Raw genomic sequence first — 25,712 nt, 5'->3', positions numbered from 1 at the left:
GGTGCTTCTTTCACAGCATCGACAGCCTTATCAACAGCGTCAGTGGCTTTTTCCGCCGCATCAGATGCTGCTTTATCGGCTGCTTCAGGTGCTTTCTTCACGTCATCAGTTGCCTTATCAACTGCATCAACTTTATCCGTATCATGTGCAGGATATTCGGAAGCCTTTCGTGCCGCACTTTGAACAAGTGAAGTAGAACAAGCTATGAAAACCCCCATATAAAAGAGTGTTTTCCAATTGATTTTACGATACATTCTTTTTTCCCCTTAAGAGCTTATTGAATAGTTGAAACAAACAATCTTCTTTTTAATGATTATTCATGTCACTCAACGTTGTCACAGCACGTCGATTTTGATTCCAACAGGAAATATCATCACATACTGCTACAGGTCTTTCTTTTCCGTAAGAAATTGTTTGAATCCGTTGTGCGGACACACCAAGAGACACCAAATAGTTTCGCACAGCAACAGCACGGCGCTGTCCAAGTGCCAAGTTATATTCACGTGTTCCCCTCTCATCAGCATGACCTTCGATCATAATAGAATAATAAGGATAATGAAGCAACCATTCTGCTTGGCGCGTTAAAATACGTTCAGCATCAGCATCAAGTGAAGAAGAATCGAGACCAAAAAACACGCGATCACCCACATTAACCGTAAATTCTTGTCCTGAGCCTGGTGACACCTGATTCAAACCAGCATCATTCATATAAGCGCCATTCATACCGTTAAGTGCACCAACATTTTTTTTGCCACACCCACCCAGGCATAGTGAGAAAAGAAAGAGGATAGCTAAGGAATGAGAGATGGTTTTTTTGGTAGAGCGCATAGTCCGTTTCTCCTTGAATTTCGTAAAGAAGGGTCAATTCTTAAAAATATTTTTAAGAATAACCGTTAATTCCTAATGAAGAAGAAATTTTTTCTGTTTTTTCGTCCTCATTTTTACTTTTAAGTCTCTGCCAATTTTTCTTCTCTTCAGCCATTCCTCTAACATTTCCATAAGAAATGTTTCCCTTATGCGTCATGGCTTTTTATGCATCATCTTGATCTTGACGATTTTTTTGCAGCGCGTTCAGCTTTGCAAAAACTTTATCAGCGTCAAAAGTCTTATGCAGATTTTCTTCACTCTCATTTTCCTCTAGAGCAGCGTTTTCCGTCACAGAAGCGGGAAGCAACGACCTATCTTCTTCTGCTGCAACAGGACGATTTTTCGCCGCACGCTGGAGCTCAAAATCTAAATCGATTTGCGAACACAAACCAAGTCCTACAGGATCAAGAGGAACCAAATTTGCACTATTCCAATGGGTTCTAAGGCGGATTTGTTCAATTGTCGCTTTTGTTGTCCCAATCAACCGTGCAATTTGCGCATCTTTCAACTCGGGATGGTTCGTAACCAACCATAGGATACCATTGGGACGATCTTGGCGTCGAGAAAGAGGGATATAGCGCGCCCCTTTACGTTTTTTTTCAGGAATATGCACCCTCGATTGAGAAATTTTCAATCGTGCGTTTTGATCAGCCTCCACCCGTGCAATTTCACTGCGCGTCAATTGCCCAGAACTAATCGGATCTAAACCTTTAATACCATAAGCCGCATCACCATCGGCAATAGCTTTTACTTCCAAGACATGCAATTTACAAAATTCTGCAATCTGATCAAAAGAAAGAGCTGTATTATCAACCAACCAAACAGCTGTTGCTTTGGGCATCAAAAGTTGCGTTGCCATTTTTATAAATCCTCTTCTGCGCCTCTTCTATGAGGCAGGTTACCGCCCACTCAAGAGCACTGGAACTTTTTTATATGTTTAGGTCTCTCCAACCACTCCTAAAACAAAGCGAGGCATGGAATAAACCATTTTGCTATGAGATTACATTCTGTTATAGCGTTATTTTTGCTCAACGACAAGAGATCTCTCTTGTAATGATCCTCAACTAAGGTGTCTTTACCTTTAAGATGAATTTTCTTATAAAGGGTTTATTCGATTATTTCACCTCATGCTGTGGCACATTTATTCTGGTGGGATGCGTGCTTTATCGTCTTAAATTCTAAAGAGTATCCAACTGGAAAGAAAGCCCTCAAATAGGAAGGAAAACTATGGCAGGCCATTCACAATTTAAAAATATTATGCACCGTAAAGGGCGTCAAGATGCAATGCGCTCGAAAATATTTTCTAAGCTTGCGCGCGAAATTACCGTAGCAGCAAAACAAGGTGCTCCTGATCCAGCCATGAATCCACGTTTAAGGCTGGCTGTTCAAAATGCCAAAGCACAATCGATGCCGAAAGATAATATTGAACGCGCGATTAAAAAAGCGTCAGGCGCCGATGTCGAAAATTATGATGAAGTACGCTATGAGGGCTATGGACCAGGTGGCGTTGCCGTCATTGTTGAAGCTTTAACTGATAACCGCAACCGCACCGCTTCAAATGTGCGCGCCGCCTTCACAAAATCAGGAGGAGCCTTAGGGGAAACAGGATCGGTCAGTTTCATGTTTAATCGGATTGGTGAAATAATCTATAAGCCAGAAGCAGGGACAGCCGATAACATCATGGATGCAGCAATTGAAGCCGGTGCCGAAGATGTGCAATCAGAAGAAACCGGACATCATATTACCTGCGCATTTGAAGATATTGGTGAAGTTTCCAAAACACTTGAAGCAAAACTTGGTGAAGCAGAATCGATTAAAACGATTTGGAAAGCCACCACCCTTGCACCAATAGATGAAGAAAAAGCTTTGTCCGTTTTACGGCTGATTTCAACATTAGAAGAAGATGATGATGTGCAAAATGTTTATGCCAATTTTGATGTCAGTGATGAGATTTTGGCAAAATTGTCTGTATAATTCCCATCATTTGCATAAGCCCTCTCTTCATGCATGAGGGCTTCAAAAGCATCTGTCACCTCTCCTCTTTATCCGCACATATAAAAGCCCCGCGTCAATAGCGGGGAAAAGCTGTCAGTGCAACAAGAAAACCGCAATTAATTTCAGAAAACATAATCCCAAAAAGAAAGCATACAAAACTCTGTAGCCTCACGCCCTTCTTACATGCCCCAAAAAATATCCCTATATCCCCTCTCTCATTTGATCTTTTTGTTCTTTAAGATGAACCTCCTCTCTCCGCTCTCAAGTGATGAAAATGATCTAGCCTCTAAACAATTAGGGGTTTCCTAACGTATTCCTATGACGAATCACCCATGGAATTCGCTTGAAACTTAAGGCTCAACACACATGCACTCCCCTAAATATTCGCCATGCACTTAAAAAACACTTAAATATAGCAAGAGGTTTGTCCTATTTATACGCCCTATATCACCACACTTCAAAGGACAGTGTTTTTACAACATCACAGAATAAAAATAAGCAAATGGAAAGCCAGAGCTGATTGTTTAGCAAAGTATTGTACAAAAAGCCGGTACATCTCTCTAATCCGTTGCGGATAAATTTTTGACTTTATGGCATTAACTTTATGGCATCGTATATTTCTAAAATAACGTCATTTATCTTAAAAATCTGTCCTTTTGCTCTTACCAATCAATCAAGATTCAGATCTAAAACAACCGCGTACTTGAATAAAACACATCAAAGAGCAGCACCCCCCCCTGACAAGACCAAACTCTTCACAAACAAAATTGAAGAAGAAGTTTAAAAAAATATATATAGCGACACTTTGAATAAAAAGTTGAAATCTAAAGACCTCAGAATTTTCGACTCTATTTTTTCAAGGTCTTGTTTTGAATTTTTTTAAGCATTTTCCCCCAAGGAAATTCCATTATCGATCAACAACCGTAGATGATAGATGAAATCTACATAACTCCCCATACCCACTATAATCAATTCCTTCTTTTAAATAATTAAAGACAATTGAGATTGTTTAAACTTGAGACTGTGTAGACTATATTCCTTCTATATTCTGTTTTTAAGCATTTTGTTTTACTGTACATTGAGCAAAGGCGACCATGCTGGATCTGAAGCATCATTGGGGGTAGGGAGTTGTCGTTCATTGCGACCCGTAATATCAATCGTATAAATTTTTGGTCCCATACCGGGATTTTTGCGAAAGAACATCAGTACACGACCATTGGGGGCCCACGTTGGTCCTTCATTGTGAAACCCCGTGGTTAAAATTCGTTCTCCTTGTCCATCAGGGCGCATAACACCGATAGAAAATTGTCCGCTTAATTGTTTTGTAAAGGCGATATAGTCACCCCGTGGAGACCAAATAGGTGTTGAATAACTCCCATCGTTTGAAGAAATACGCTGAATATCACTCCCATCCGCATTCATTTTATAGATTTGCGGCTTTCCACTACGATCTGAAGAAAAGACAATTTGTTTTCCATCCGGTGAATAAGAAGCAGAAGTATCAATAGCAGAAGTTGTTGTAAGTCGCGTCATCGTACGGGTTCGTAAATCCATAGTGTAAAGATTGGCACTCCCATCATTTTGTAACAAACTCATAATAACTTTTTGTCCATCAGAAGAAAAACGCGGAGCAATTGTCATGTTATTAAACGTTCCGATCAACTCTCTTTGCCCCATTTCAATTTGTTGGAGATAAACATGAGGTACTTGATTGTCCTCGTAAGCCATATAGGTCAATTCTTGTCTTTTTGGGGAAAACCGCGGTGTAAGCACCAATTCACTTCCATCAGACATATAAATCAAATTTGCTCCATCTTGATCCATCATTGCTAAACGTTTAATGCGTGCATTTTGAGGCCCTGTTTCATCGATAAAAACAATCCTTGTATCAAAATAACCACTTTCTCCTGTCATCTCACTATAGATCTCATCTGCGATCATATGTGCCACACGCCGCCAACGTTCTGTCGCGGTATAAAAACGCCGTCCTTTCAATTGTCTTTGTCCAAACACATCCCATAAACGAAAATCGACCCTCAAACGTCCATCGATTTCTCTCATGACTTGCCCAGTAACTAAACCTTGCGCTTTTATTTTCTGCCAAGAAGCAAAATGTGGTTGTTTATTAGGATTAGAAATGTTTTCCAAAAAATTTGCTTTATCAAGCGGTAAAAAAAGCCCCGACCGTTCAAGGTCAGCTGTCACCACAGCAGATATTTTCAACCCAATCGAATCATTGGAAATAAAGTCTGTAATTGCAATGGGAATGGGATTAAAATCAGCGCTCGAAATAGTTCCTTTCAATTGCGCATAACCCGATGAAATACTTGAAAGCCACACCCCACAAGTGACAATAAACCAAGCAAAAACTTTATGTCTCGTTATAGTCATCATGGAATGTGTCCTTTCGTTAAGCGCTTTTTTCTCGTTTATCATCTTATTTCTTGGAGGGGATCAACATTAAAGTCAAAACCTTGCCCCCATAGATCATATTGATCACGTGGGAGATCTGCATAAGGTTGGCATGAAAAGACAGCAGCATACACCTGCCTTATCATAATAGCTTGTTGACTCTCAAGGCCGCTTATGGGATCAATGATAGGATCGCCCACAACCATCCCTTCACGGTCTAAATAAAATCGCAACCGCACGACCGGACGATTTTTTAAATCGCCGCCAAGCGCCACAAGTTTAAGCTTCTGTTGAATACATCCCCCCGCAATATTGACCAATGTTTGTGCCATTTTTGTGGTATCATTAATATTTTTTCTTGCACCCAAAGCTTCTGGTGTATGAGAACGTTTTGCTCCCCCTCCTTGTGACCGCGCACGATTGAGCAAATTATTTTCCTCCAGAGCTAAAATATCTTCAATGGTCTGTTTCTCTTGGTTTTTCTTGTTAAGCTTTGGCGTCTTTTGATTCAATGCAGCCTCATTCTTCTTTGGAAATTCTCCGTCAAACTTTGGTTTAAACTGTGGAAGAAGAGATTTTTCTGGAAGTACAATTTTGGGCGCTTGATGAACAATCTGCTCTGCTGATACTTTTGGGACCGTTGGAGCCAATTCTTTTGGCGATATCATTTCTTCATTTTTGTGCGCAGGCTTGAGCGCAACCTTAGAGGCATCCTCCGGTGCCTCCAAAGGCGTCTCAGGTGCAGCCTTGGGGGCATCCTCCGGTAGTGCCTCCAAAGGCATCTCAGGTGCAGCCTTGGGCGCACCCTCCGGTGGTGCCTCCAAAGGCATCTCAGGTGCAACCTTGGGCGCATCCTCTGGTGCCTCCAAAGGCATCTCAGGTGCAACCTTGGGCGCATCCTCCGGTGCCTCCAAAGGCATCTCAGGCGCAACCTTGGGCGCATCCTCCAGTGCCTCCAAAGGCATCTCAGGCGCAACCTTGGGCGCATCCTCCAGTGCCTCCAAAGGCATCTCAGGCGCAACCTTGGGTGCATCCTCTGTTTTTGCTTCTAATAATTCTGGTTTTGTAAGTTCTGGTGCAGATGTTTCTGATGTGTTCTCGCTTGATGGTGGCGATGCTGTTTCAACGGGACGCGGCTTTTCCTTTGGTTGAAATGGTGCAAGACTATCTATTTGTCCCTCTCCAATATGGCGTGCATCTTCTTTCTCTTGTGGCTGCATAGTTGGTTTGACGGCAGGGATTGCACGGATAGGAGCCTTCACGGCTCCTTGTTGAGAGGAAAACTCGTCCACCAAAGGAGCAAGAGTGATGGGAATTGCTTCCAACGGTTGTGGTAAAGAGACAGAGTTTGTAAACTGAACGGCTCCCCAACTGAGAAAAATGACATGGACCACAAGGGATAAAGCCAAGCCTCGTTTCATACTATGATAAGAGTCTTTGTTCATTCTTTATGCCTTACTTATGCCTTACATTTTTTCATTTTTAATCACTCTATGCTCTTTTAAAAACATCTTAAAAACAACCGGTTATGCACAATTTTATTACTTATTATTTATTGTGCTAAACTTGCTAACGCAACTTGAGAAAACCCCGCTTTTTGAATATCCGCCAGCAGTTTTAATACTTGCTGATATTCAACAGTTTTAGCAACCCGCACAAAAACTCGTTGATCTTTTTGTGTAGCATCTGCTTCCAGAAGAGTTGTAAGGTGTGCAATCAGGGCCTGTGACGTTTCATAATAATCTTGATTAATGGCAAAGCGCCCTTGCGCGTCAAGTGAAACCGTAAGAGGTGTTTTTTGAGCTCGTACGGGACCCGCTTGACTACGAGGCAAATCTAGAGGAACACCGTTCACTAAAAGGGGGGCAGAGACCATAAAAATAATCAACAAGACCAGCATGACATCCACAAAAGGAGTAACATTGATTTCACTCATCAGTTGGCTTCGTGAATGATAGCGCCTACGTGTATTTTTGCGAGAAGAAGAAGCAACAGAAATTCCCATGGGATAAGCTCCTTTTTATAAAGAGGAAGGTGCTGTGCGTGTTTCATCAATACGCCGCGATACAATTGTTGAAAATTCATCGGCAAAATTTTCTATTTGTGCAATGATGCGCGCACTTTCATGAGTCAACTTGTTATAAGCAATAACGGCTGGAATTGCTGCAAACAAACCAATAGCGGTTGCCAAAAGCGCTTCTGCAATCCCCGGCGCGACAATGGCAAGTGATGTATTTTGAGAAGCTGAAATAGAAAGAAAAGACTCCATAATACCAATAACTGTTCCAAAAAGTCCGATAAAAGGTCCAGCAGACCCCAGTGTCGCAAGAAAACTTAATTTTGATTCTATTTTTTCACTTTCACGTCCCAGCGTCAAATCCATAGCCTTATCAATTCTGCTCTGCAAACTTTTCGATGTATGGGTCCCTTTTTCAAGAGATTTTTTCCATTCAACCATTGCTGCTATAAAAACTGCGGATATACTATTGGTACGTTGACTTTTGCATGATGCATAAAGATCTTCTAGCGCTTTGCCGGACCAAAATGTACGTTCAAACTGCTTTATTTCACGCCGTATTCTCCGATACGTAAAAATTTTATCAAAAATAATTGCCCAACTCCAGATGGAAGCGAGCAGCAACCCAATCATAACACCTTTCACGATCCAACTCGCTTGCATAAACAAATGCAACATTCCAATTGTTTCCGGATTTGTTAGTTCACCATGCGGCATAATTTTTATCCCTCTAAATGAAAGGTGTATTTTTAAAAGTTTTATAAAACAGATTATTTTATAGTTTCTAAATTTAAGTAAAGACTTTAGTTTCACATAAATCCATGCGCTAAAACAAGACTTGTTTCTTAAATTTCCTTAAAAAGTGATGACGAGAGACATCCCTCAATGCACACCCCCCTCATTTCACAACAGCATTTATGAAAAATATAACGATAAGAACTTCTCCATAAATACTATAAAAATAAAAGATATAAAAATGCATAATATAAAATCTATTATGCACCACCATCTTTACGCTTATGATAAAGAACGCTAAATCATCATACGTGTTTTAAGCTTAAAATGCTGCAATAAGTCTTAGCACTTGAAAAGATTCATAAGAGGCATTTTATTCCTTTCTTAAGTGTTTTTGTACCCACTCATCAACCCCGCTTGTGACATGTAAGAAAATGTTTTTAATTAATTCGCAGCAATAGAGCTTGAAAAGAAAAAATCTTACAAGTTTCAGAATTATCTAAAAATTGCAACGCAGTGAATTATCATTATAAATAAATATGTTATCATCATGAAAAATTATGCTTTGCCTCAGGCTATTATTTCTCTCATTTTCCATCGAATTGAATACGGGGTACACCATCGGGCACAAAAAACGATACTAAACCACCCTACCACACCTCACAACAATGCGCCTCCCCCATGCACCCCTATTATAAGTCCTATATAATCTAGTGTAAGTCTCATGTAATCTCATTGTGTTGTGAATTAGCCCCTTTCAATGCCTATCATCTCTCTGGCACCATGGTATAACGTACAAGCTTCCGTGACATGAAAAAAGCCTTTTCACGTCTTTACTTCATGAAAACCAGCTTCTTCGCTCTCTTTGCTCACTTGCGATATTTGATCATTATTGCATTGAAAATGATACATAAGGAACATTTTTACAATTTTTTCAATGATTTTTATTGCTCTCTTATGATGCGTAAGCAAATGATTTTAATTGTTTCAACATGAACAGATTTGAAATGTAAAGTATTTTATTCTATTCCTCTATTAGGGTTTGTACCCGTGAGAAGTGATAATTTATCTTTCTAAGTCAATATATTATATAGAATAATATGCTTTTGAAACTTTAAATCAAGAATGCATTTCTGCTTTGTATACATTGATCTCTCACTCATTTACTACGCTTAGAAGCGCACATAAAGTGATGCATTATAGATAGAAATGGATGAAACACGCGCTCTTGTGATGCCAAATGACAATCCAGTAAAAAAAACAAATCAAATTGCTTAAAAACACCCTTTGGGTGTTTTTAAGACAATTTTCGACCTAATGGCTTATTATCACTTTATTGCAATATTGCGCTGGGTATGTGCATTTTTATAAAAATAAATCTTAATCCATTTTTATTTCTTTTTATATTTTGTACTTTTTCGCTGCTTTCCGATGCCAACAAACCTTTCTTCAAAAGAAAGAAAATATCTTGAGTTTATAGAAGAAAATGGATGATATGACATTGTTTTTGAATCATAACATGGATGAGGTGTGTTTAATTTTGTGGGATATCATCTTCAATTTATTGTAGTTATTGTAGCAGAGGTGCTTTCTTTTGCTGTATCGTGTAACCTTGTTAGAAAACATCTAGGCTATGATAAATGTATAGTCTTAGATTATAGATTACTTTATATCTGCTGATCTCTCCTGAAACTGCTAATTCAATGAATAACACTTTTAACCAAGCATTTTTGCAAAAAGTTCTTTGGGTAAACGTCGCGGTTTTGCCTCCTCATTAATCAGAGCAATTTCAACTTTGGCTGTTACCAACGTAGTCATCTCATGCAAAATAGATTGCTCCATAAAAAAGCGGGCCCCTTGGATATGAGTAACACGTGTTTTAACGACTAAAAGATGATCAATTTTAGCGGGTCTTGAAAAATTAATTTCCATATGACGAACAACAAAAAACAGTTTTTCCCCCTCACCCCCTGCTGCTAACATCTTATTATTAAAACCGGTATCCCGTAAAAACTCTGAACGTCCTCGTTCAAAAAACTCAAGATAACGCGCATGATAAACTACACCGGAAAAATCTGTATCCGCAACATAAACGCGGACCTGAAAATTATGAAAAGCGTTTGTATGATTGCTCTTAAAAGGTGTTATTTCTGTCATCGACTTCATATCCCATAAAATCATCTAATATAGCAAATTATCTATCAATCAAAAGATTGAACACATTTTTGTGTTGAAGTTGTGAAAAGCAAAAAATCTTTAATAGTGCCAAACCTTTTTAGCCAGAATATGCTAAAAGAAGGCACGTCTCTTGTATTTTATGACCTTGCTATAAAATATTCACATAGTTTCTTTTAATAAAGAGAATGTCTTAATCATCTTCCCCATCCCATAAAGACGTCTGAAGTGATGAATTGTCTTGAGCATCAGAAAGTTGAGAACGCCTTTGTATAGACGTTGTAGAGGCTGGAGCAGAAAGCCCTAAATGGCTCCAAGCCTTTTCAGTTAGAATGCGTCCACGAGCGGTTCTTTGAATAAAACCTTGTTGGAGCAAATACGGTTCAACAATATCTTCAATGGCATCGCGTGGTTCTGATAAAGCAGCAGCAATCGTTTCAATCCCCACCGGTCCCCCTAAAAAAGTTTCCGCAATCAGGAGCAAGTAGCGGCGGTCAAGCGGATCAAGCCCAAGATGATCAACCTCAAGGCGCGAAAGGGCTTCATCGGCGATTTTTTGGTCAATTTGTTTTGCCTGTTTAACCAGAGCAAAATCACAAACGCGCCGTAAAAGCCGTCCGGCAATACGAGGCGTCCCGCGTGCTCGGCGTGCAATTTCATGAGCACCATCATCACTGATCTTAACGGCAAAAAGTCGTGCATTACGCTGCACAATATATTCCAATTCTTCTATCGTATAAAAATTGAGACGAATTGGGATGCCAAAACGGTCTCGTAGAGGTGTGGTTAAAAGCCCCAAACGTGTGGTTGCTGCCACCAAAGTAAATTTAGCCAGATCAATTTTCACCGAGCGTGCGGCCGGCCCCTCCCCAATGATCAAATCAAGTTGATAATCTTCCATGGCTGGATAAAGAATTTCCTCAATCGCCGGATTTAAGCGATGAATTTCATCAATAAACAAGACATCACGTTCTTCAAGATTGGTCAAGAGAGCGGCTAAATCTCCTGCTTTAGCGATGACCGGCCCTGAAGTAGAGCGAAAATTAACGCCTAATTCTTTTGCCATAATCTGTGAAAGCGTTGTTTTTCCCAACCCCGGTGGCCCTACAAACAAAACGTGATCCAGCGCTTCTTGCCGCGTTTTTGCTGCTTCAATAAATATTTTTAAATTAGCCCGCGCCGCTTCTTGACCAATAAAGTCATCGAGAACTTGTGGCCTCAAGGAACGATCTGGATCGTTAGGAAGGGGGGCGGAACCCAGAAGGCGTTTATCTTCATCTTTATGCATTGTTACCTTGATTTTAAGTAGGAGAAGAAAGCAATTTGAGACTATGGCGGATCAGCAGGGCAGAAGAAACAGTTTCCCCCTCAAGAGCATTCATCGCAAGAGCAAGAGCACGAGATGCATGCTCCCGTTCAAACCCTAGCTTCATCAACGCGGAAAGCGCATCATGCGCAGGTTGATTGGTCATCTCACGCTGAGAAACCGAAACAGTCTTGACAGCTTGTTCAAAGGGGAGTGTTTTACTTTTCAGTTCACCCACAATTCTTTCACTGACTTTTTTACCAACGCCTGGCGCTCGACTAATCATCGCAACATCGTTTAAAGCAATAGCCTGTGCAAGTTCATCTGGCGATAAAGTACCCAAGATTGCCAAAGCAACCTTTGCCCCTACTCCAGGAACATTTTGTAGAAGACAAAACCACTCCTGTTCAGCTCTTGTAGCAAAACCAAAAAGGCGGATTGCGTCTTCCCGAACATGCGTTTCAATAAAAAGGCTTAACGCCTCCCCAACAGAGGGTAAAGAAGGACGCAGCCGATTTGACACAAAAACAACATACCCCACACCGTGAACATCAAGAAGGATATGATCATCAAAGATATGTTCAAGAGTGCCCTTTAATTTGCCAATCATGCTTCCACCCCACTCATATCGCCATCCTTGCCTGATAAGATCGGTCAATACTGTTACGGTGCATACTATGACAAAGAGCAAGAGCAAGAGCATCAGCCGCATCACTGCTATCAAATTCAGCCCGTGGGAGGAGAACTTTGACCATCATATGGATTTGTTCTTTAGCCCCATGTCCAACCCCAATAACTGATTTTTTCACTTTGTTGGGCGCATATTCAAAAACAGGAAGATTTGCTTGCGCAGGAACCAGCAGTGCAATTGCACGCGCTTGGCCAAGTTTTAAAGTTGCTGTAGCATCTTTGTTGACAAATACATGTTCTACAGCGGCTTCATGGGGCATAAATTGATGCACAACCTCTGAAAGACCTTTGTGGATCTGACATAGTCTGGAAGCCAGCTCACACTGTACATCAGAAGAAACCGTCCCTGCTGCAATAAACTGAAGACGATTACCCGCAACATCGATAACGCCCCACCCTGTACGCCGTAATCCGGGATCAATACCTATAATACGAATCGTCTCTGCCATAAACTACAGTCTATACACTTTTCCCCCCTGTGAATAAAGATGTGAATAAAGACAAGACCACAAAGAAACCAGCAACCCAAGACAAAACCAGTAAAAAGATAATCATATCCCCCAAATTTATACAATTATAACACACAACGAACAGCATCTTTATGGAATACACTTTATGAAGCATAACTGAAATCAATCAAAACCATTCACACATCACAAGCAAGCACCTTATCAAGCACCCTCTAAAGCATAAAAATTCCCTTTCTGTATCATTTCCAATGCCATAATGGTTAAACATCGCAAACGAGCAAATAGATCAGTGCTGGATTGCACATTCATAAGTATAAAGAGGCTATGCAATGGATAGTATACACTTTACGGAAACTTTTTACATTATAGCATGACGCTACCACAATAACTCAACACATTGATTTACAAAGATAATTAATTATTTTGTATGTTGCATAAGAATCCCGAATATCCTAAGATTTTCTCATTACAAATCTGTTTATATTGAAGCAATCAAAACCATTCTCTTACATATGAAACGTGGGATTGCCGTATAGAGTGAAACTGTACAAGAAAGGACTAAAAATGCCTCTAATAAATTGACTCAAGTGCCAAGAGCTTGTCGCAACATTGAGAACTGGCAAATATGATGATCGTGCCGGCGTGCTCTGTTGCAAACGTAAAGATGAGGAGAGCTCAACGAATGTGAATAAGAACTGAGAGGTGTTTTTGAATATACTCATCACACCACAATGACATTGCATATAGAGGGACATTGCATGGGGGCACAGGGAACCCATGGGGCATTCATTATATGGCACTTTATTTTGGATATTTTACTTTACGCGAGGGAAAATACCTTCCATTCAAAACAAAAGAAGCCCAAAAACTGTAACAATGTGTATCATCCTCATTAACACACTTTACAGCAGCTTTATAGGCATAAATTATAGAGCATAAATAAATTGATGTACAAGCCCCTACTCTATCTTAGAGCCAGATCATTATCATAACCAAAACAAAATCACACGATAGATCAACAGAAAGTGTTCCAGCTGCAATCAACCAAAGTCGATTTCCATAAGACCAACCATACTCCATCCCATGCCATATTCGAAATCAATACTTATACACCCCCTCTAAGCTATAAGCTCAAGATATTTCTACGCCAAATAGAAATTAGGCAGAAAAAAACACTCTAGATTAGTTTTAATTGTGAAATTTCGGTTGTAAAAAAAAATGGGTATACTGCTCTAAATATCGTAAGAAAGAAGCAAGGAGCTATTCTTCTCAGAACGCCCAAAAGCTGTTTTCAGTAATTCAATTTATTTTCCCACTGGATTATCATCGCTTAAACGTACAGCCGCCGCTTATTGACCAAAGCGCTTAAACTACAGCCGCATCTCTAAATGAAACAAAATGCACGCTTCTAAACGTAATGAATGAGAACAAATTGACGGAAAGTTTCTGGCAATTCATGCCAATGAGGGGTTTCAAGTTCCAATGTCGGTGTATGAAGTGACACTTTTACAATTTCTTTTTTTATTTGTTCTGATGATATTTCCCCTTCGCACAAAGCAAGGGAGTACCTCTAAGAACGCCCAAAGGCTGTTTTGAGCAATTCGATTTGTTTTCCCACTGGATTATCATCTTCTAGAGCACAGGAGGCCGCAGTTTCCCACCCAGCACGCATATAGGTTATCCGCGCTTCTAAACGCAATGAATGAGAAACAAATTGGCGAAAAATTTCTGGCAATTCATGCCAATGCGGGGTTTCAAGTTCCAATGTCGGTGTATGAAGTGACACTTTTACAATTTCTTTTTTTATTTGTTCTGATGACATTTCCCCTTCACGCTCTGCGCGAAGAAGAAGGAGTTGAGAAGCGATTTGCATAAGTCGTGTACTTAAATACATAGCCTCTTTTGCATAGATTGCAGAAACCTCTGCCGAAAGAGAGCGTGCTACTAATTTCCCTTCTGAGTCAATATACGCTGCGGTTTTTTCAATCAGCGCCATTGTTTCTTCATAGAGACGATTAAAAGCATTTTCAAAAGCATTATGCTCAATCATGATAATAGGTTCATCATATGGACGTTTATGTACACTCACGCTTTTATACTCCAAGTATCAGCACAAAATTATACCACTCAACGAACAGAGTATTAAAAAGTTTCTTTTGTTGCTGTGTAGAACGCTTTTTTTTTAAAACTGCTACCTCTTTTAATTTTTTTGCGCAACGCACTTTTTATACTAAGGTTAACGTGCCCAATAAACACTATAGGAATGTTTTTTATAAACGGATCATTTTCCTTGAAAATGACCACTGCCAAGATTGCCGTTTTTCACAATAATAAGCGACTCCAAATTGCAAAGCAATACCCGTTATTATTAAGAGGGTATCGGAAAAAACCGTTTCTGTCATCACTGTTTTTATAATTTGTCCAAACATCGCAAAAATGGTTCCCGTTACAAAGACCGGTAAACTATGTTTGCCTAAAATTGCTAAAGGATGTTTCTGAGAGACATAAAACCATTTATTGATGCGCGGCAAAGAAAGAATGAGAAAGGCTAATGCAAGAACATGGAGTAAACGTGGCAAGCTTAAAAAGGTTTTATTAAAGTTCAACAATGGGGAAGACCAGCCAAGCCACCCCAAAATGCCCCACCAATTTAAGCGAACCCATAACAGCGCCAACAAGAGATACGCTGCCGCACAAACAATCCAAAAAGACTGAAAAGCGATTTTTTTTCCTTGTTTAAGCGCTAAAGTACTGGTCAATCCTATGACAAATAAGAATTGCCAAGACAAAGGATTTAAAAACCACTTTCCCTTTAAAGGATAAGAAGGAGGAGCAATTTTGTAAAATCCGCAGATAAGATACAGTGTAAAGGAGCCCAAAAGCAGCCATTTTGTCTGCTTACAACTCAAATAAAGGATAAAAGGCGCAAAAAACATCAAAACGATATAAAGAGGAAGAATATTATTATATCCCAATTGATGCCCAAAGCTTAAGGTACTCAAAAATGCGATACCAGGCTCTTTAAAAAAGAGTCCCACATTGTTCATCGATAAAAGTTTTTCTGTTCGCCATAATAAAAAGGCAGCAAAAAAAAGACTTAACGTGACAAAAGTCGTAAAAAGATATGCACCATAGAGCTGCAGAGCTCTGTACCAAAGTTTTCGGATAATAAAAGCAAAGGATTTTTGCTGTAATCGTCCATGAAAGCTTAACCCAAGAGCAATCCCTGAAAGCAAAACAAACACTTCTGCACAATCAGAAAAACCGAAGTTTCTATGAGTAAAAGACTCATAGATCGTTCTGGGAATATGGTTGATGAAAATCGTCAATAAGGCCAAAGAACGAAAAACATCAATGCGTGTATCACGATGAGAAGGTTGAGTATTATGCTCAAGAATACCTTGGTATTTCATCAGTGGACTCCCACACGTCACAAACCCCTTGAAGTCCCAATAAAAATGGTGCTTACCCTTATTGCCAACAAGCATGAACAGGATGAAATTTTAATTTTTAAGAGTCAAGTTTCATTTTAAGCGTTTATTTTTTTAAAAGCAAAAGTTTTTTAAAGGCAAAAGAACGAAAAGCGTCCATACGTGTATCACAACAAAAAGGCGACATATTATGCTTAAAAACACTCTCATTTCTCATAAACAGGCTTCCACACACCCACAAATCCTTTAAATTACGTGAAAATGGTGGTCACTTTCATCGCAAATAAGCATAATAGAATGAAACTTTAATTTTTAAGCGTTATTTTTTCTAAGAAACAGGGATTTGACATGACAGAACAAAAAAATAAACCAATTGATCCACCTCTTTTCCCTCAGTTGATTTTAACACTTGATGTTCGGCGCAACACCCCACACGCATTATTGCGGCAAATTTTGCAAACAAAGTCTTTTGCATGCGTCATCCTCTATGATTCTGAAAAATTGAAAGATGATAGCTCTTTTTTACAACAACAAGCGCAAACTTACGCAGAAGATATTCAACATCATGACGCAGCCCTTCTCATCGCTGATGACAGCCGCATTGCTGGGCGCATAAAGGCTGATGGATTGCACATAGAAAATGATCTTAACGCTCTTGAAAGCTTCAAAAATCAGCAAAAGGAACAAAAAATTATAGGCTTTGGCAATTTACGCAATCGCCATAGTGCTATGCTTGCAGCGGAAACAGGTGTTGATTACCTGTTCTTTGGAAAACTCGGTGCTGATAAAAAACCCCAAGCGCACCCCCGCAATCTCCAGTTAGCAACATGGTGGGCAGAAATTATGCAAACCCCCGCCATTATCCAAGCAGGAAGCGATTTTTCAACCTTTGATGAAGTCTTAAAGACTGGATGTGAATTCATTGCTGTAGAAGAAGTGATTTTTGGGAACGACAACCCCTTAATACTGCTTAAAACAATGCAAGAAAAATGTGAGAAAACCCCCTTGTAATATAGGAGGAGAATTTATAAATAAAGTGTTAATAAAAATCCAAATACTCACCACTATATTACTTATATAGAACACACAATAACAGATAAAGAGAATACCTCGAAACTCAATAAAATTGCTTAATAATTCAATCAAATTGATAAAAAACTAGCGTCTTTTTTCATATAATATATAGAAAAAAGGATCATAGAAACTTTCTCGTTCAATGTCTTATAAAGACAAAGCATTGTGATTGGGGAAAATGGTCATTTTCAATATTGGTACTGAATACCAATAGCTGACGATACAAATATGCAGGGGACATAAAAATGCAATATAGCGGAACACTTGAAGATCTTAAAAACATAATTCGCAAAGCTGGATATCAAATCAAAGAAACTAAACCTCTATCACATCCATCCCCTGAAGGATATCAGATCAAAACCTCCGAAGGAGGCACTACTAATTGGTTTAAAAGCACAGGAAAACTTCAAGTTCAAGGCAGCGCAAACATAAAACAAAAGTTAATAGAAGATTTAGCAAAGCATATAGAAGAAACATCAACGATTCCTTCCTCAAAAACTGCCTCCAATCCTTCAAATAAAAAAATTTTTATCGTTCATGGTCATGATTGTTATGCCTTAACGGAGCTTGAAAATGTTCTTCTCAAGCTTGGTCTCGAACCATATATCTTACAAAACACGAGTGGTAATGGTTTACCCATCATTCAAACTTTGAAAAAAGAAATTTGTGACAGTTCTATAAGTTTTGGTATTGTACTCCTCACGCATGATGACATGGGTTATGCTATATCTCAAGGTGCAGAAAAAATTCAACCCCGTGCACGACAAAACGTTATTTTCGAAATGGGCATGTTAGCTGCCGCACTTCCTCTTGAGAGGATTGCTATTCTACAAAAAGAAGGCATTGAAATGCTTTCAGATGTTGGTGGAGTTTACTACCTTTCTTTTAAAGAACACGTAAACGAAACATTTCCCAAACTTATTAAGCGCTTACAAAAAGCTGATTTCTCTTTTAATACAGATACAATTCATGCATTAAAGTAAATTTGAATAATGCTTATGTTTATTTTTTAAAGCGCACGCCCAAAACCACAAGGCACCCCACCACATTCCACAGACACACATCCTATAGCACAGAGAAACGATCACCCCCCCTTCTTCAAACAGCAAGCGATTGTGCAAATTTTAATGAAGAGACCGCGTGTAAATTCATTACCATAGAAGAAATCATTTTAATCCCTTTGATAAACACGGAGGCTGTTGTCATGATTTTGGTAATTGTTCCAGAGAGATTTAAGAAGCAGATAGCCTCTCATTAGATTAAAGAAAAATAGGAAATTCACGTCGGGCATGTACTACAGCTACAATTTCGATTTGATGTGCAGCTACTCGATACAATATAAGGTAATTTGGATGTGCTACAATTTCTCGTAATCCTAATACCTTCTCACTCTGTCTGTATAAATATGGATGTTCAGCCAATGGCAGTACGGATGCTTCCAAAAACCTTTTCATTCGGCGCGCGCGCAGCAGATGGATTTTCGCGAGCAATATAGGTAACATCTGACGCAAATTGTCGCGCGCCGAAGACAACCAAAACCGGAAGCATCACTTGTCCTGTTCAGCTTCAAGCTGACTGATTATAACTTCCATTTCAGCCATAACCTCATCATGCGGAATAGGAGGATATGGATTTGCAAGACTGCTCGCTACCTTATCGCGCAGCCATGCAGTGTAGCTGCTTTCCTGTTCAACGGTTTCGAACTCTGAAATTAGCGGAGAAAGGGTGGTCTTCATAATATATGTCCTTTCTATTCCTGAATATTGGAGATAATTACTCTTGTCTATGTTGTTAATATTAGCGAATTGAAAATGTTTAACTTTTAAGCGTCCAAAGTTCTTTTGATCTTAAAACTTAAGGCTTTTTAACCCTCTCAAAAAACACGAGGGCTAATGTCATGATTTTGACAATCATTCCAGAGAGATTTAAGAGGAAGATAGCCTCTCATTAAAAAACAAATTTTGTAAGTAAAAAACTATTTTTATTGTAAATTTCCTGAAATTACTTTATGAATTAAAAGATGTTTTGGTCGAATACGCAACGACCAAAAGGGGCCTTGAAAACCCTAAGTTCTAGCGTAAAGATGAACCCACTTTGTGGGTATCCCGGAATTCCGGGAGTTTTTGCTATGTCCAGGTGCTTTAAGCACTAAAAGCAAAAAGGCTGACTAGAACTCAGTATTTTCAAGCTCCCGGAATACTCATGCGAGGGCGCTCGCAACCGGCGGGGAAAAATGCAATCTCAAAATCTTAATATTGATCTTTTTATTGGCAAAAAAATTCGTTTGAGACGAAAAATGCTAAAAATGTCTCAAACAACTTTAGGGCACGCTTTAGGCGTCAGCTTCCAACAAATTCAAAAATATGAAAAAGGCTTAAATCGTGTCAGCGCAGGGCGTTTAATGGAAATTTCTGATATTTTGAATGTTCCCATTGCCTTTTTTTATGCCGATATCATTACAAAACACCAGCCCCCGTATCATCATGATGAAATCGCATCAAGCACAGAGGAATACCTGCTGCTCAAAAGATTTAGAACTCTCACAACGGTAAAAAAGAAAGCCTTTTTACAGCTGATCTCTGATGAGAATGCAAGCTAACATCACACGGATAGCGTGCGCTATTCATAAGCATTCATACGTATTTTAAAAAGCAACCTCCATTGTAAGAATTTTTTCATTTTAGGGGGATAAGCCCTTGATATAATAGAAGATAAGCATCTTTACATACGATAACCCTTCATCATTATTATTTTTAACAGGACTGTATTATTTTTAACAGAACTGTTTTAAACAGTCTGTCTCTCGTCGACATTTATGCTACTTTTTTAACTTACCCAACCCTACCTTGAACCAAGACGAAAAACTGAGAGATAAAAAGTAATATAGAAATGAGATTCTTATACGGCTTGTAATGATGAAAAAAAAATGTGAAAATTCTGATCGGTAATGAGGAGAAAACACCATGATCAAGAGAAGCGTGAAGCTGCTTATCTTAGGCGTGATTGGGCTTGCAAGTTCTGCTGTAAGTTCAGCGGGAAACACTGAAGAAATCTCAAATTCTGAAAGCTCTTTCAATACGATTCAAGAAGCTTCAAACACTCAAGAACCCTTTCAGCCCTTAAAAGCTGGAGACTATGACCAAGCCTATGACTATTACATCCAAGGTTATTATTTAAAAGCTTTTCGTGAAGCACTCCGACGTGCTGAAAAAAATGATCCTTTTGCACAAACTCTTCTTGCCCGAATTTATATGGAAGGATGTGCTGTTCCTATTGACGGTGCGCGTGCTGCTTTATGGTTTGAACGCGCTGCAAAACAGGGGGAACCCCAAGCACAACTACGCTATGGACTTATGTTGTTTGATGGTAACTTTATAAAACAAAATCAAGAACTTGGTGCGCAATTCATTCAAAAAGCTGTCAAAGCAGGCGTCAAGGAAGCCTATTTTTATTATGGACAACTGCTTCTTTATAAGGCCTCACAGGAAAAACAAGCTCTCCCTGGTGTTTCTTCCCAAAGTCGTGAAAATGAAGCAATAGAGCAAGCCTTAAAATGGTACTTAAAAGGTGCTGCTCTTGGCGATGCTGAAGCGGCTTTTTCTGCTGCAAAAATTCTTTCCTTAGGCACGTTAAAGCGACCAAAAGATGATCGCAATGCCCGCAAGCTCATGGAGGTAGCGGCTCAAAACAACCACTTAAAAGCTCAACTTCATTTAGCACAATGGCTTGTACAGGGGCGTGGAGGAGAAACAGATTTTCAGCGTGCTTTTCATTTACTTCACAGAAATGCCGTCAACATGATTGCACCAGCACAGATTTCCCTTGCAAGGCTTTATCGAGATGGCACAGGAACAAAAGGCGATATAATAATGGCAGCGGCATGGTATATGCTCGCAAAGGAAGCAAAAATGCAAGCTCCTGATCTTGAAATAATGCTCCAAGGCATGGATAAGGCACAACTAGAAAAAGCGCACAAAGAAGCAATAAAGCTCCTTCCTGTTTTTTAAATACTCCTCTCTGCATCAAAAAGATAAAATTTATAGAAATTCCGGGAGATTTTGCTCTGTCCAGGTGCTTTAAGCACTAAAAGCAAAAAGGCTGATTCGGATTCAGTATTTTCAAGCTCCCGGAATACCAACGCGAGGGCGCTCGCAACCGGCGGGGGCTTTAAAATGCGAGCCAAAAATCTTGATAATGACATTTTCATTGGTAAAGAAAACGCACTGGTATCATTTGCTTAACAAACAATACCCAATAAGCAAAAGAGCTAGGCTATCCTGAAAATTCCGCAAGCTCTATTTTTTCATTCTTTTTGCTTGGATGAAAAACACGCCGACTCTCAGTAAAAAGCTATTTTTTATTGCCAAGCCTCCGAAATTACTTTACATATTGAAAGGTGTTTTGGTCGCATACGCAACGACCAATAGGGCTCTAAAAATCCGAAACCTCGTACATAAATTTACCCCGCTTTGCGGGTATCCCGGAATTCCGGGAGATTTTGCTATGTCCAGGTGCTTTAAGCACTAAAAGCAAAATGCTGATTCGAGGTCAGTGTTTTTAGACTCCCGGAATACCAACGCGAGGGCGCTCGCAACCGGCGGGGGCTTTAAAATGCGAGCCAAAAATCTTGATAATGACATTTTCGTTGGCAAAAAAATTCGTTTGAGACGAAAAATGCTAAAAATGTCTCAAAAAACATTAGGTCAACATTTAGGTGTTACTTTCCAACAAATCCAGAAATATGAAAACGGCTTAAATCGTGTCAGCGCAGGGCGTTTAAAAGAAATTGCCGATATCTTAAATGTTCCACTTGTCTTTTTCTATGCAGATATCTTAACAAAACAACAGCCCCCGTACTCTCATGATGAAATCGCATCAAGTACAGAGGAATACCTACTTTTAAAAAGATTTAGAGTTCTAACCTCGATAAAACAAAGAGCCATTTTACAATTACTCTCTGATCAAAATGAAAGCTTTTAACATCATAATATAAGGCGCTACACTCTCTATTCTTGACTTGCCTCCCACCCCTCAAAGGACAGAAGCCCCTTCCCTATCCAGTTGGGAAACAATCCGTCTTCTCAGAACAGAACTCTTTTAGCTTCCCATTTTATGTGGTTCATTTCACAAGATTATCCGGACAAGCTCTCCCTCAAATATTCACCACACACTCTCATAAAAACATCACATGTACAAAGTTTTATGTCTTATAGCACCACACCTCAAACGACAGTATTTTACAGCAAACAGAATAAGCATTCATACGTATTTAAAAAAAGACAGCCCTCAAAAAGCAATGCTTGAAAATTTTTTTGGTCGATCTGGAACAGAACCTAACGCATCATTTTATAATGGTGATAGAGGACATGATCTTAACATGCAAACGCAAAAAATTGCTTTTTTATCATAATCACTAAAAGCAGCTGTTTATTAAAATATACGCCACCAGAAGCACTTCAAGCAGCCTTTACAGCTGAAACCATTATTCATTGATTAATTAACCGATTGATTAGATACCGATATGTTGTTAATGTGCTATAAGTAAAGTTGCTCTTATTTCTGGAAGAGGAGCTTCGCAAATAAAGAGCAACAATAAGTAAGGGGAATTAAAGATGTTAAAATATTTATTGCTGTCACCGGTTGTGTTGGTGGTTGGTTGCGCATCTGTAGGCAATTATTCATCAAATTATGTTGATCAAAGTCTTACAAAGCGTCAGGCACAATTAGTTGCTAACAAATTTATTAGCGGTAACAAAGGGTTTTTACCACCAGCTACAACCACACTTCTTATAAAGAAAAATAATACAGCAGACAACTTTACTCCTTTATTTATCAATCTGTTGCGACGGAATGGATATAATGTGATCTATACAGATCAACCTCAAAAGCAACAAAACATGGGTGTGAATTTGAGTTATAGAATAAGATTAAATAGTAGCACTATAGTGTCTCTTTTTCAGTATAACGTGAACGGAGAGCCGCGTTCTTATATAAATACTCAGCCCAGATGAACCCGCTATTTAATGTAAACATACTCTATATTTTACACGTAAAGACTTAAAAGCTCTTGCGAAAGGCAAAGAGATTTGCACCTCAATAAAAAACCTCATTTTTAGCCAGAGTGGATAAATTTTATTATAGATTGTGACAATACAAAATAGTGTAAATTATAGCTTTAAGATTTAAGAAAAGAAGAATACTAAAAATAATGAAAATGCCCCACACCCTAGTGAATTGTTACGCGAAGATGTAAATGCAAAACTTGGACTATCTGTGATTGAAGCAGCTGAAGAGTTTTCTATATCCCGTGTAGCATTTTCTAGGGGCTTGGTAAAATCCTTATAACGACATTTTCAGTGGCAAATTCATTGGCAAAAAAATTCGTTTGAGACGAAAAATGCTTAAAATGTCTCAAAAAACATTAGGTTAACATTTAGGTGCCACTTTCCAACAAATCCAGAAATATGAAAACGGCTTAAATCGTGTCAGCGCAGGGCGCTTAAAATAAATTGCCGCTATCTCAAATGTTCCACTTTCCTTTTTCTATGCTGATATCTTAACAAAACAACAGCCCCCATACCACCATGATGAAATCGCATCAAGTACAGAAAAATACCTGCTTTTAAAAAAATTTAGAGTCCTAACCTCGATAAAACAAAGAGCCTTTTTACAATTACTCTCTGATCAAAATGAAAGCTAACACCACGCTCTATCCCATGAGACACTCATAATAAACTCCGTATTCACATATTCTTAATTAAAAACACCTCATGGTTTTAGGGAACTTATATCATTACCATCAATTATATCATTGCCATCAATGATGATATTTTACGACACAACGGGATAAATTTCCCCAAAAATTCTAAAAAATTTTTGTGCAAATTTTTAAAAAGCTTGCGTCTGAGCGCTTTTTATGGTCTTGCAAAGAGCTGAAAAGCAAAAATACATAAAGGTCCTTTTTTACTTAAGCTTTTCTCTTTGCAAAAAGCAGGAGAAAGCCCATAAAGAGCACACAGGACCATGAGAGAGCAGCAAGGTTAATCAAAGGGATTTTAGCCCGAAAATAACAAAAGAGCTTGACTGTTAAAGGCAGCAAAGAAAAGCGCCATAAAGACAACAAGAGAGTTCTTTTTGCAAGAATAGAATTGGATAGAAACGATGAAAATTAATGGCAATGAAATTCGCCCTGGTAATGTGATCGAACATCAAGGAAGCTTATGGGTTGCAGTTAAATGCAACGCTGTAAAACCAGGAAAAGGTGGTGCATTTAACCAAGTTGAAATGAAAAATTTGATTGATGGTACAAAACTTAATGAGCGATTTCGTGCTGCTGAGACGGTTGAACGCGTGCGCCTTGAACAAAAGGATTTCACATTTCTTTATCAACAAGGGGATGCTTTGGTCTTTATGGATTCAGAATCTTATGAACAACTAGAACTTCAAAAGGATTTTGTTGGTGAACGTGCTGCTTTTCTCCAAGATGGGATGACAGTCACAGTTGAACTTTATCAAGAAAAGCCTATTGGCATCTCACTTCCTGATCAAGTTGCTGTCACGATTGCAGAAGCCGATCCTGCCATCAAAGGACAAACGGTTACCTCCTCTTATAAACCCGCCATTCTTGAAAACGGAATTCGTATTCTTGTTCCCCCTTTTATGAATGCTGGTGAACGTATCATTGTAGACACCAATGAGTTGATTTATTTGCGTCGTGCAAATGAAAAAGATAAATAAAGGAATAAAAAATGGCCCATTCTGCAGTCATGAATGTCATGGTGCAAGCTGCAATGAAAGCAGGACGCTCGTTGGTACGTGATTACGGTGAAGTGCAAAATTTGCAAGTGTCTTTGAAAGGACCAGCAGATTATGTCAGCCAAGCAGATCGCAAAGCGGAAAAAATTATTTTCAATGAATTAAGCAAAGCGCGCCCCAAATTTGGTTTTCTGATGGAAGAGTCTGAAGAAATCATTGGAGAAGATTCACAACACCGTTTTATTGTTGACCCTTTAGATGGTACTACAAATTTTCTCCATGGCATTCCTTTTTTTGCTGTTTCCATTGCCTTAGAAAGCCAAGGAAAAATCGTTGGTGGTGTCATTTACAATCCCGTGAGTGATGAACTCTTTACCGCAGAACGCGGGTGTGGTGCTTTTTTCAATGACCGCCGCTGTCGCGTTTCTGCTCGACGCAGACTAGAAGATTGTGTCATTGCCACAGGAATGCCTCATTTTGGTCGCCCAAATCATGGAACCTACCTTATTGAATTACGTAATGTGATGGCAGAGGTTGCCGGACTTCGCCGTTTTGGTGCTGCTGCTCTTGATTTAGCTTATGTGGCTGCTGGAAGAACCGATGGCTTTTGGGAAGATAACCTGCAAATTTGGGATATGGCTGCTGGAATATTGATGGTTCGTGAAGCCGGTGGTTTTGTCACCGATAAAGAAGGCGGCAACAATATATTTCGCAAAAAAAATATCATTGCCGGCAATGAACACATTCGCCTAAAATTAGAAAAAACCCTCAAAAAAGGCATTTAA

Annotated in this window: 25 protein-coding genes and 2 pseudogenes; 10 read left to right on the top strand and 17 right to left on the bottom strand. The window is 39.2% G+C overall.

The genetic code is table 11. From position 1 onward, the window contains the following. The 4 genes and pseudogenes from ACFIMP_RS04065 to ACFIMP_RS04050 all read right to left on the bottom strand — a co-directional run. Positions 1 to 254: pseudogene (locus tag ACFIMP_RS04065) on the bottom strand (tol-pal system protein); the annotation flags it as partial. 52 nt (positions 255 to 306) lie between these two features. Then, on the bottom strand, positions 307 to 828 hold the full coding sequence (gene pal / locus ACFIMP_RS04060) for a peptidoglycan-associated lipoprotein Pal (protein WP_375611765.1): 522 nt from the start codon (positions 826 to 828) through the stop codon (positions 307 to 309). 52 nt (positions 829 to 880) lie between these two features. Further along, complete coding sequence (locus tag ACFIMP_RS04055) at positions 881 to 1,024, bottom strand: hypothetical protein (RefSeq protein ID WP_375613210.1); 144 nt, start codon at positions 1,022 to 1,024, stop codon at positions 881 to 883. 6 nt (positions 1,025 to 1,030) lie between these two features. Further along, positions 1,031 to 1,726: a DUF1013 domain-containing protein gene (locus tag ACFIMP_RS04050; RefSeq protein WP_375611764.1), complete on the bottom strand. Its 696-nt coding sequence runs from the start codon at positions 1,724 to 1,726 to the stop codon at positions 1,031 to 1,033. Positions 1,727 to 2,094: 368 nt separating this feature from the next. Here ACFIMP_RS04050 and ACFIMP_RS04045 point away from each other — a divergent pair, with 368 nt between their 5' ends. Beyond that, entirely contained in the window at positions 2,095 to 2,841 is a 747-nt protein-coding gene (locus ACFIMP_RS04045) for a YebC/PmpR family DNA-binding transcriptional regulator (RefSeq protein ID WP_254492472.1), read from the top strand. Between the two features lie 1,089 nt (positions 2,842 to 3,930). Here the strand turns inward: ACFIMP_RS04045 and tolB are convergent. The 10 genes from tolB to ACFIMP_RS03995 form a co-directional block, all read right to left on the bottom strand. Continuing rightward, positions 3,931 to 5,256: a Tol-Pal system beta propeller repeat protein TolB gene (tolB, locus tag ACFIMP_RS04040; protein WP_375613209.1), complete on the bottom strand. Its 1,326-nt coding sequence runs from the start codon at positions 5,254 to 5,256 to the stop codon at positions 3,931 to 3,933. 38 nt (positions 5,257 to 5,294) lie between these two features. Next, entirely contained in the window at positions 5,295 to 6,719 is a 1,425-nt protein-coding gene (gene tolA, locus ACFIMP_RS04035; protein WP_375686020.1) for a cell envelope integrity protein TolA, read from the bottom strand. A 107-nt stretch (positions 6,720 to 6,826) separates the two neighbouring features. Beyond that, positions 6,827 to 7,279, bottom strand: a complete 453-nt coding sequence (gene tolR / locus ACFIMP_RS04030) for a protein TolR (RefSeq protein ID WP_375613208.1) — start codon at positions 7,277 to 7,279, stop codon at positions 6,827 to 6,829. A 15-nt stretch (positions 7,280 to 7,294) separates the two neighbouring features. Next, the gene (gene tolQ, locus ACFIMP_RS04025; protein WP_273790464.1) at positions 7,295 to 8,008 is read right to left on the bottom strand and encodes a protein TolQ; all 714 of its coding nucleotides are present in this window, start codon (positions 8,006 to 8,008) and stop codon (positions 7,295 to 7,297) included. A gap of 1,734 nt (positions 8,009 to 9,742) precedes the next feature. Beyond that, positions 9,743 to 10,183, bottom strand: a complete 441-nt coding sequence (gene ybgC, locus ACFIMP_RS04020) for a tol-pal system-associated acyl-CoA thioesterase (protein WP_375611759.1) — start codon at positions 10,181 to 10,183, stop codon at positions 9,743 to 9,745. 211 nt (positions 10,184 to 10,394) lie between these two features. Then, complete coding sequence (ruvB, locus tag ACFIMP_RS04015; RefSeq protein WP_375613207.1) at positions 10,395 to 11,489, bottom strand: Holliday junction branch migration DNA helicase RuvB; 1,095 nt, start codon at positions 11,487 to 11,489, stop codon at positions 10,395 to 10,397. Between the two features lie 13 nt (positions 11,490 to 11,502). After that, positions 11,503 to 12,117: a Holliday junction branch migration protein RuvA gene (gene ruvA / locus ACFIMP_RS04010; RefSeq protein WP_375611757.1), complete on the bottom strand. Its 615-nt coding sequence runs from the start codon at positions 12,115 to 12,117 to the stop codon at positions 11,503 to 11,505. A gap of 13 nt (positions 12,118 to 12,130) precedes the next feature. Beyond that, the gene (gene ruvC / locus ACFIMP_RS04005; RefSeq protein WP_375613206.1) at positions 12,131 to 12,646 is read right to left on the bottom strand and encodes a crossover junction endodeoxyribonuclease RuvC; all 516 of its coding nucleotides are present in this window, start codon (positions 12,644 to 12,646) and stop codon (positions 12,131 to 12,133) included. A gap of 1,591 nt (positions 12,647 to 14,237) precedes the next feature. Continuing rightward, complete coding sequence (locus ACFIMP_RS04000; protein ID WP_375649927.1) at positions 14,238 to 14,756, bottom strand: DUF1465 family protein; 519 nt, start codon at positions 14,754 to 14,756, stop codon at positions 14,238 to 14,240. Between the two features lie 181 nt (positions 14,757 to 14,937). Beyond that, on the bottom strand, positions 14,938 to 16,080 hold the full coding sequence (locus ACFIMP_RS03995) for an OpgC family protein (protein WP_375666267.1): 1,143 nt from the start codon (positions 16,078 to 16,080) through the stop codon (positions 14,938 to 14,940). 366 nt (positions 16,081 to 16,446) lie between these two features. Here ACFIMP_RS03995 and ACFIMP_RS03990 point away from each other — a divergent pair, with 366 nt between their 5' ends. Continuing rightward, complete coding sequence (locus tag ACFIMP_RS03990) at positions 16,447 to 17,109, top strand: thiamine phosphate synthase (RefSeq protein WP_375686019.1); 663 nt, start codon at positions 16,447 to 16,449, stop codon at positions 17,107 to 17,109. Between the two features lie 308 nt (positions 17,110 to 17,417). Then, positions 17,418 to 18,155 (top strand): TIR domain-containing protein, encoded by a 738-nt coding sequence (locus ACFIMP_RS03985; protein WP_375638276.1) that lies wholly within the window; start codon positions 17,418 to 17,420, stop codon positions 18,153 to 18,155. A 276-nt stretch (positions 18,156 to 18,431) separates the two neighbouring features. Here the strand turns inward: ACFIMP_RS03985 and ACFIMP_RS03980 are convergent, their stop codons facing one another. From ACFIMP_RS03980 to relB, 3 genes are read right to left on the bottom strand one after another with little or no spacing between them, the layout of a single operon-like run. Continuing rightward, entirely contained in the window at positions 18,432 to 18,641 is a 210-nt protein-coding gene (locus ACFIMP_RS03980; protein ID WP_375686039.1) for a type II toxin-antitoxin system RelE/ParE family toxin, read from the bottom strand. Beyond that, the gene (locus tag ACFIMP_RS03975; protein ID WP_375686040.1) at positions 18,586 to 18,720 is read right to left on the bottom strand and encodes a hypothetical protein; all 135 of its coding nucleotides are present in this window, start codon (positions 18,718 to 18,720) and stop codon (positions 18,586 to 18,588) included. The genes ACFIMP_RS03980 and ACFIMP_RS03975 overlap by 56 nt, the downstream gene beginning before the upstream one ends. Further along, positions 18,720 to 18,908 carry a type II toxin-antitoxin system RelB family antitoxin gene (gene relB, locus ACFIMP_RS03970; protein WP_375611750.1) on the bottom strand — a complete coding sequence of 63 codons (189 nt, stop codon included), beginning with the start codon at positions 18,906 to 18,908 and terminating at the stop codon, positions 18,720 to 18,722. The genes ACFIMP_RS03975 and relB overlap by 1 nt, the downstream gene beginning before the upstream one ends. A gap of 497 nt (positions 18,909 to 19,405) precedes the next feature. Here relB and ACFIMP_RS03965 point away from each other — a divergent pair, with 497 nt between their 5' ends. The 7 genes and pseudogenes from ACFIMP_RS03965 (at position 19,406) to ACFIMP_RS03935 (ending at position 25,712) form a co-directional block, all read left to right on the top strand. Further along, positions 19,406 to 19,771 carry a helix-turn-helix domain-containing protein gene (locus tag ACFIMP_RS03965; RefSeq protein ID WP_375686018.1) on the top strand — a complete coding sequence of 122 codons (366 nt, stop codon included), beginning with the start codon at positions 19,406 to 19,408 and terminating at the stop codon, positions 19,769 to 19,771. 364 nt (positions 19,772 to 20,135) lie between these two features. Then, the gene (locus tag ACFIMP_RS03960) at positions 20,136 to 21,179 is read left to right on the top strand and encodes a tetratricopeptide repeat protein (RefSeq protein WP_375638273.1); all 1,044 of its coding nucleotides are present in this window, start codon (positions 20,136 to 20,138) and stop codon (positions 21,177 to 21,179) included. Positions 21,180 to 21,783: 604 nt separating this feature from the next. Further along, complete coding sequence (locus tag ACFIMP_RS03955) at positions 21,784 to 22,152, top strand: helix-turn-helix domain-containing protein (RefSeq protein WP_375632054.1); 369 nt, start codon at positions 21,784 to 21,786, stop codon at positions 22,150 to 22,152. Between the two features lie 632 nt (positions 22,153 to 22,784). Next, positions 22,785 to 23,183, top strand: coding sequence for a conjugal transfer lipoprotein TrbH (locus ACFIMP_RS03950; RefSeq protein ID WP_375686017.1), 399 nt, complete (start codon positions 22,785 to 22,787; stop codon positions 23,181 to 23,183). Between the two features lie 338 nt (positions 23,184 to 23,521). Further along, positions 23,522 to 23,872 (top strand): annotated as a pseudogene (locus tag ACFIMP_RS03945) (helix-turn-helix domain-containing protein). 461 nt (positions 23,873 to 24,333) lie between these two features. Beyond that, positions 24,334 to 24,909, top strand: a complete 576-nt coding sequence (gene efp, locus ACFIMP_RS03940; protein WP_015856958.1) for an elongation factor P — start codon at positions 24,334 to 24,336, stop codon at positions 24,907 to 24,909. Between the two features lie 11 nt (positions 24,910 to 24,920). Continuing rightward, the gene (locus ACFIMP_RS03935; RefSeq protein ID WP_375617860.1) at positions 24,921 to 25,712 is read left to right on the top strand and encodes an inositol monophosphatase family protein; all 792 of its coding nucleotides are present in this window, start codon (positions 24,921 to 24,923) and stop codon (positions 25,710 to 25,712) included.

The organism is Bartonella sp. AP65SXKL, from assembly GCF_042195725.1.
GTDB lineage: Bacteria > Pseudomonadota > Alphaproteobacteria > Rhizobiales > Rhizobiaceae > Bartonella.
The sequence above is the reverse complement of the archived record's forward strand: the minus strand, read 5'-3'. Positions and strand labels throughout refer to the sequence as shown.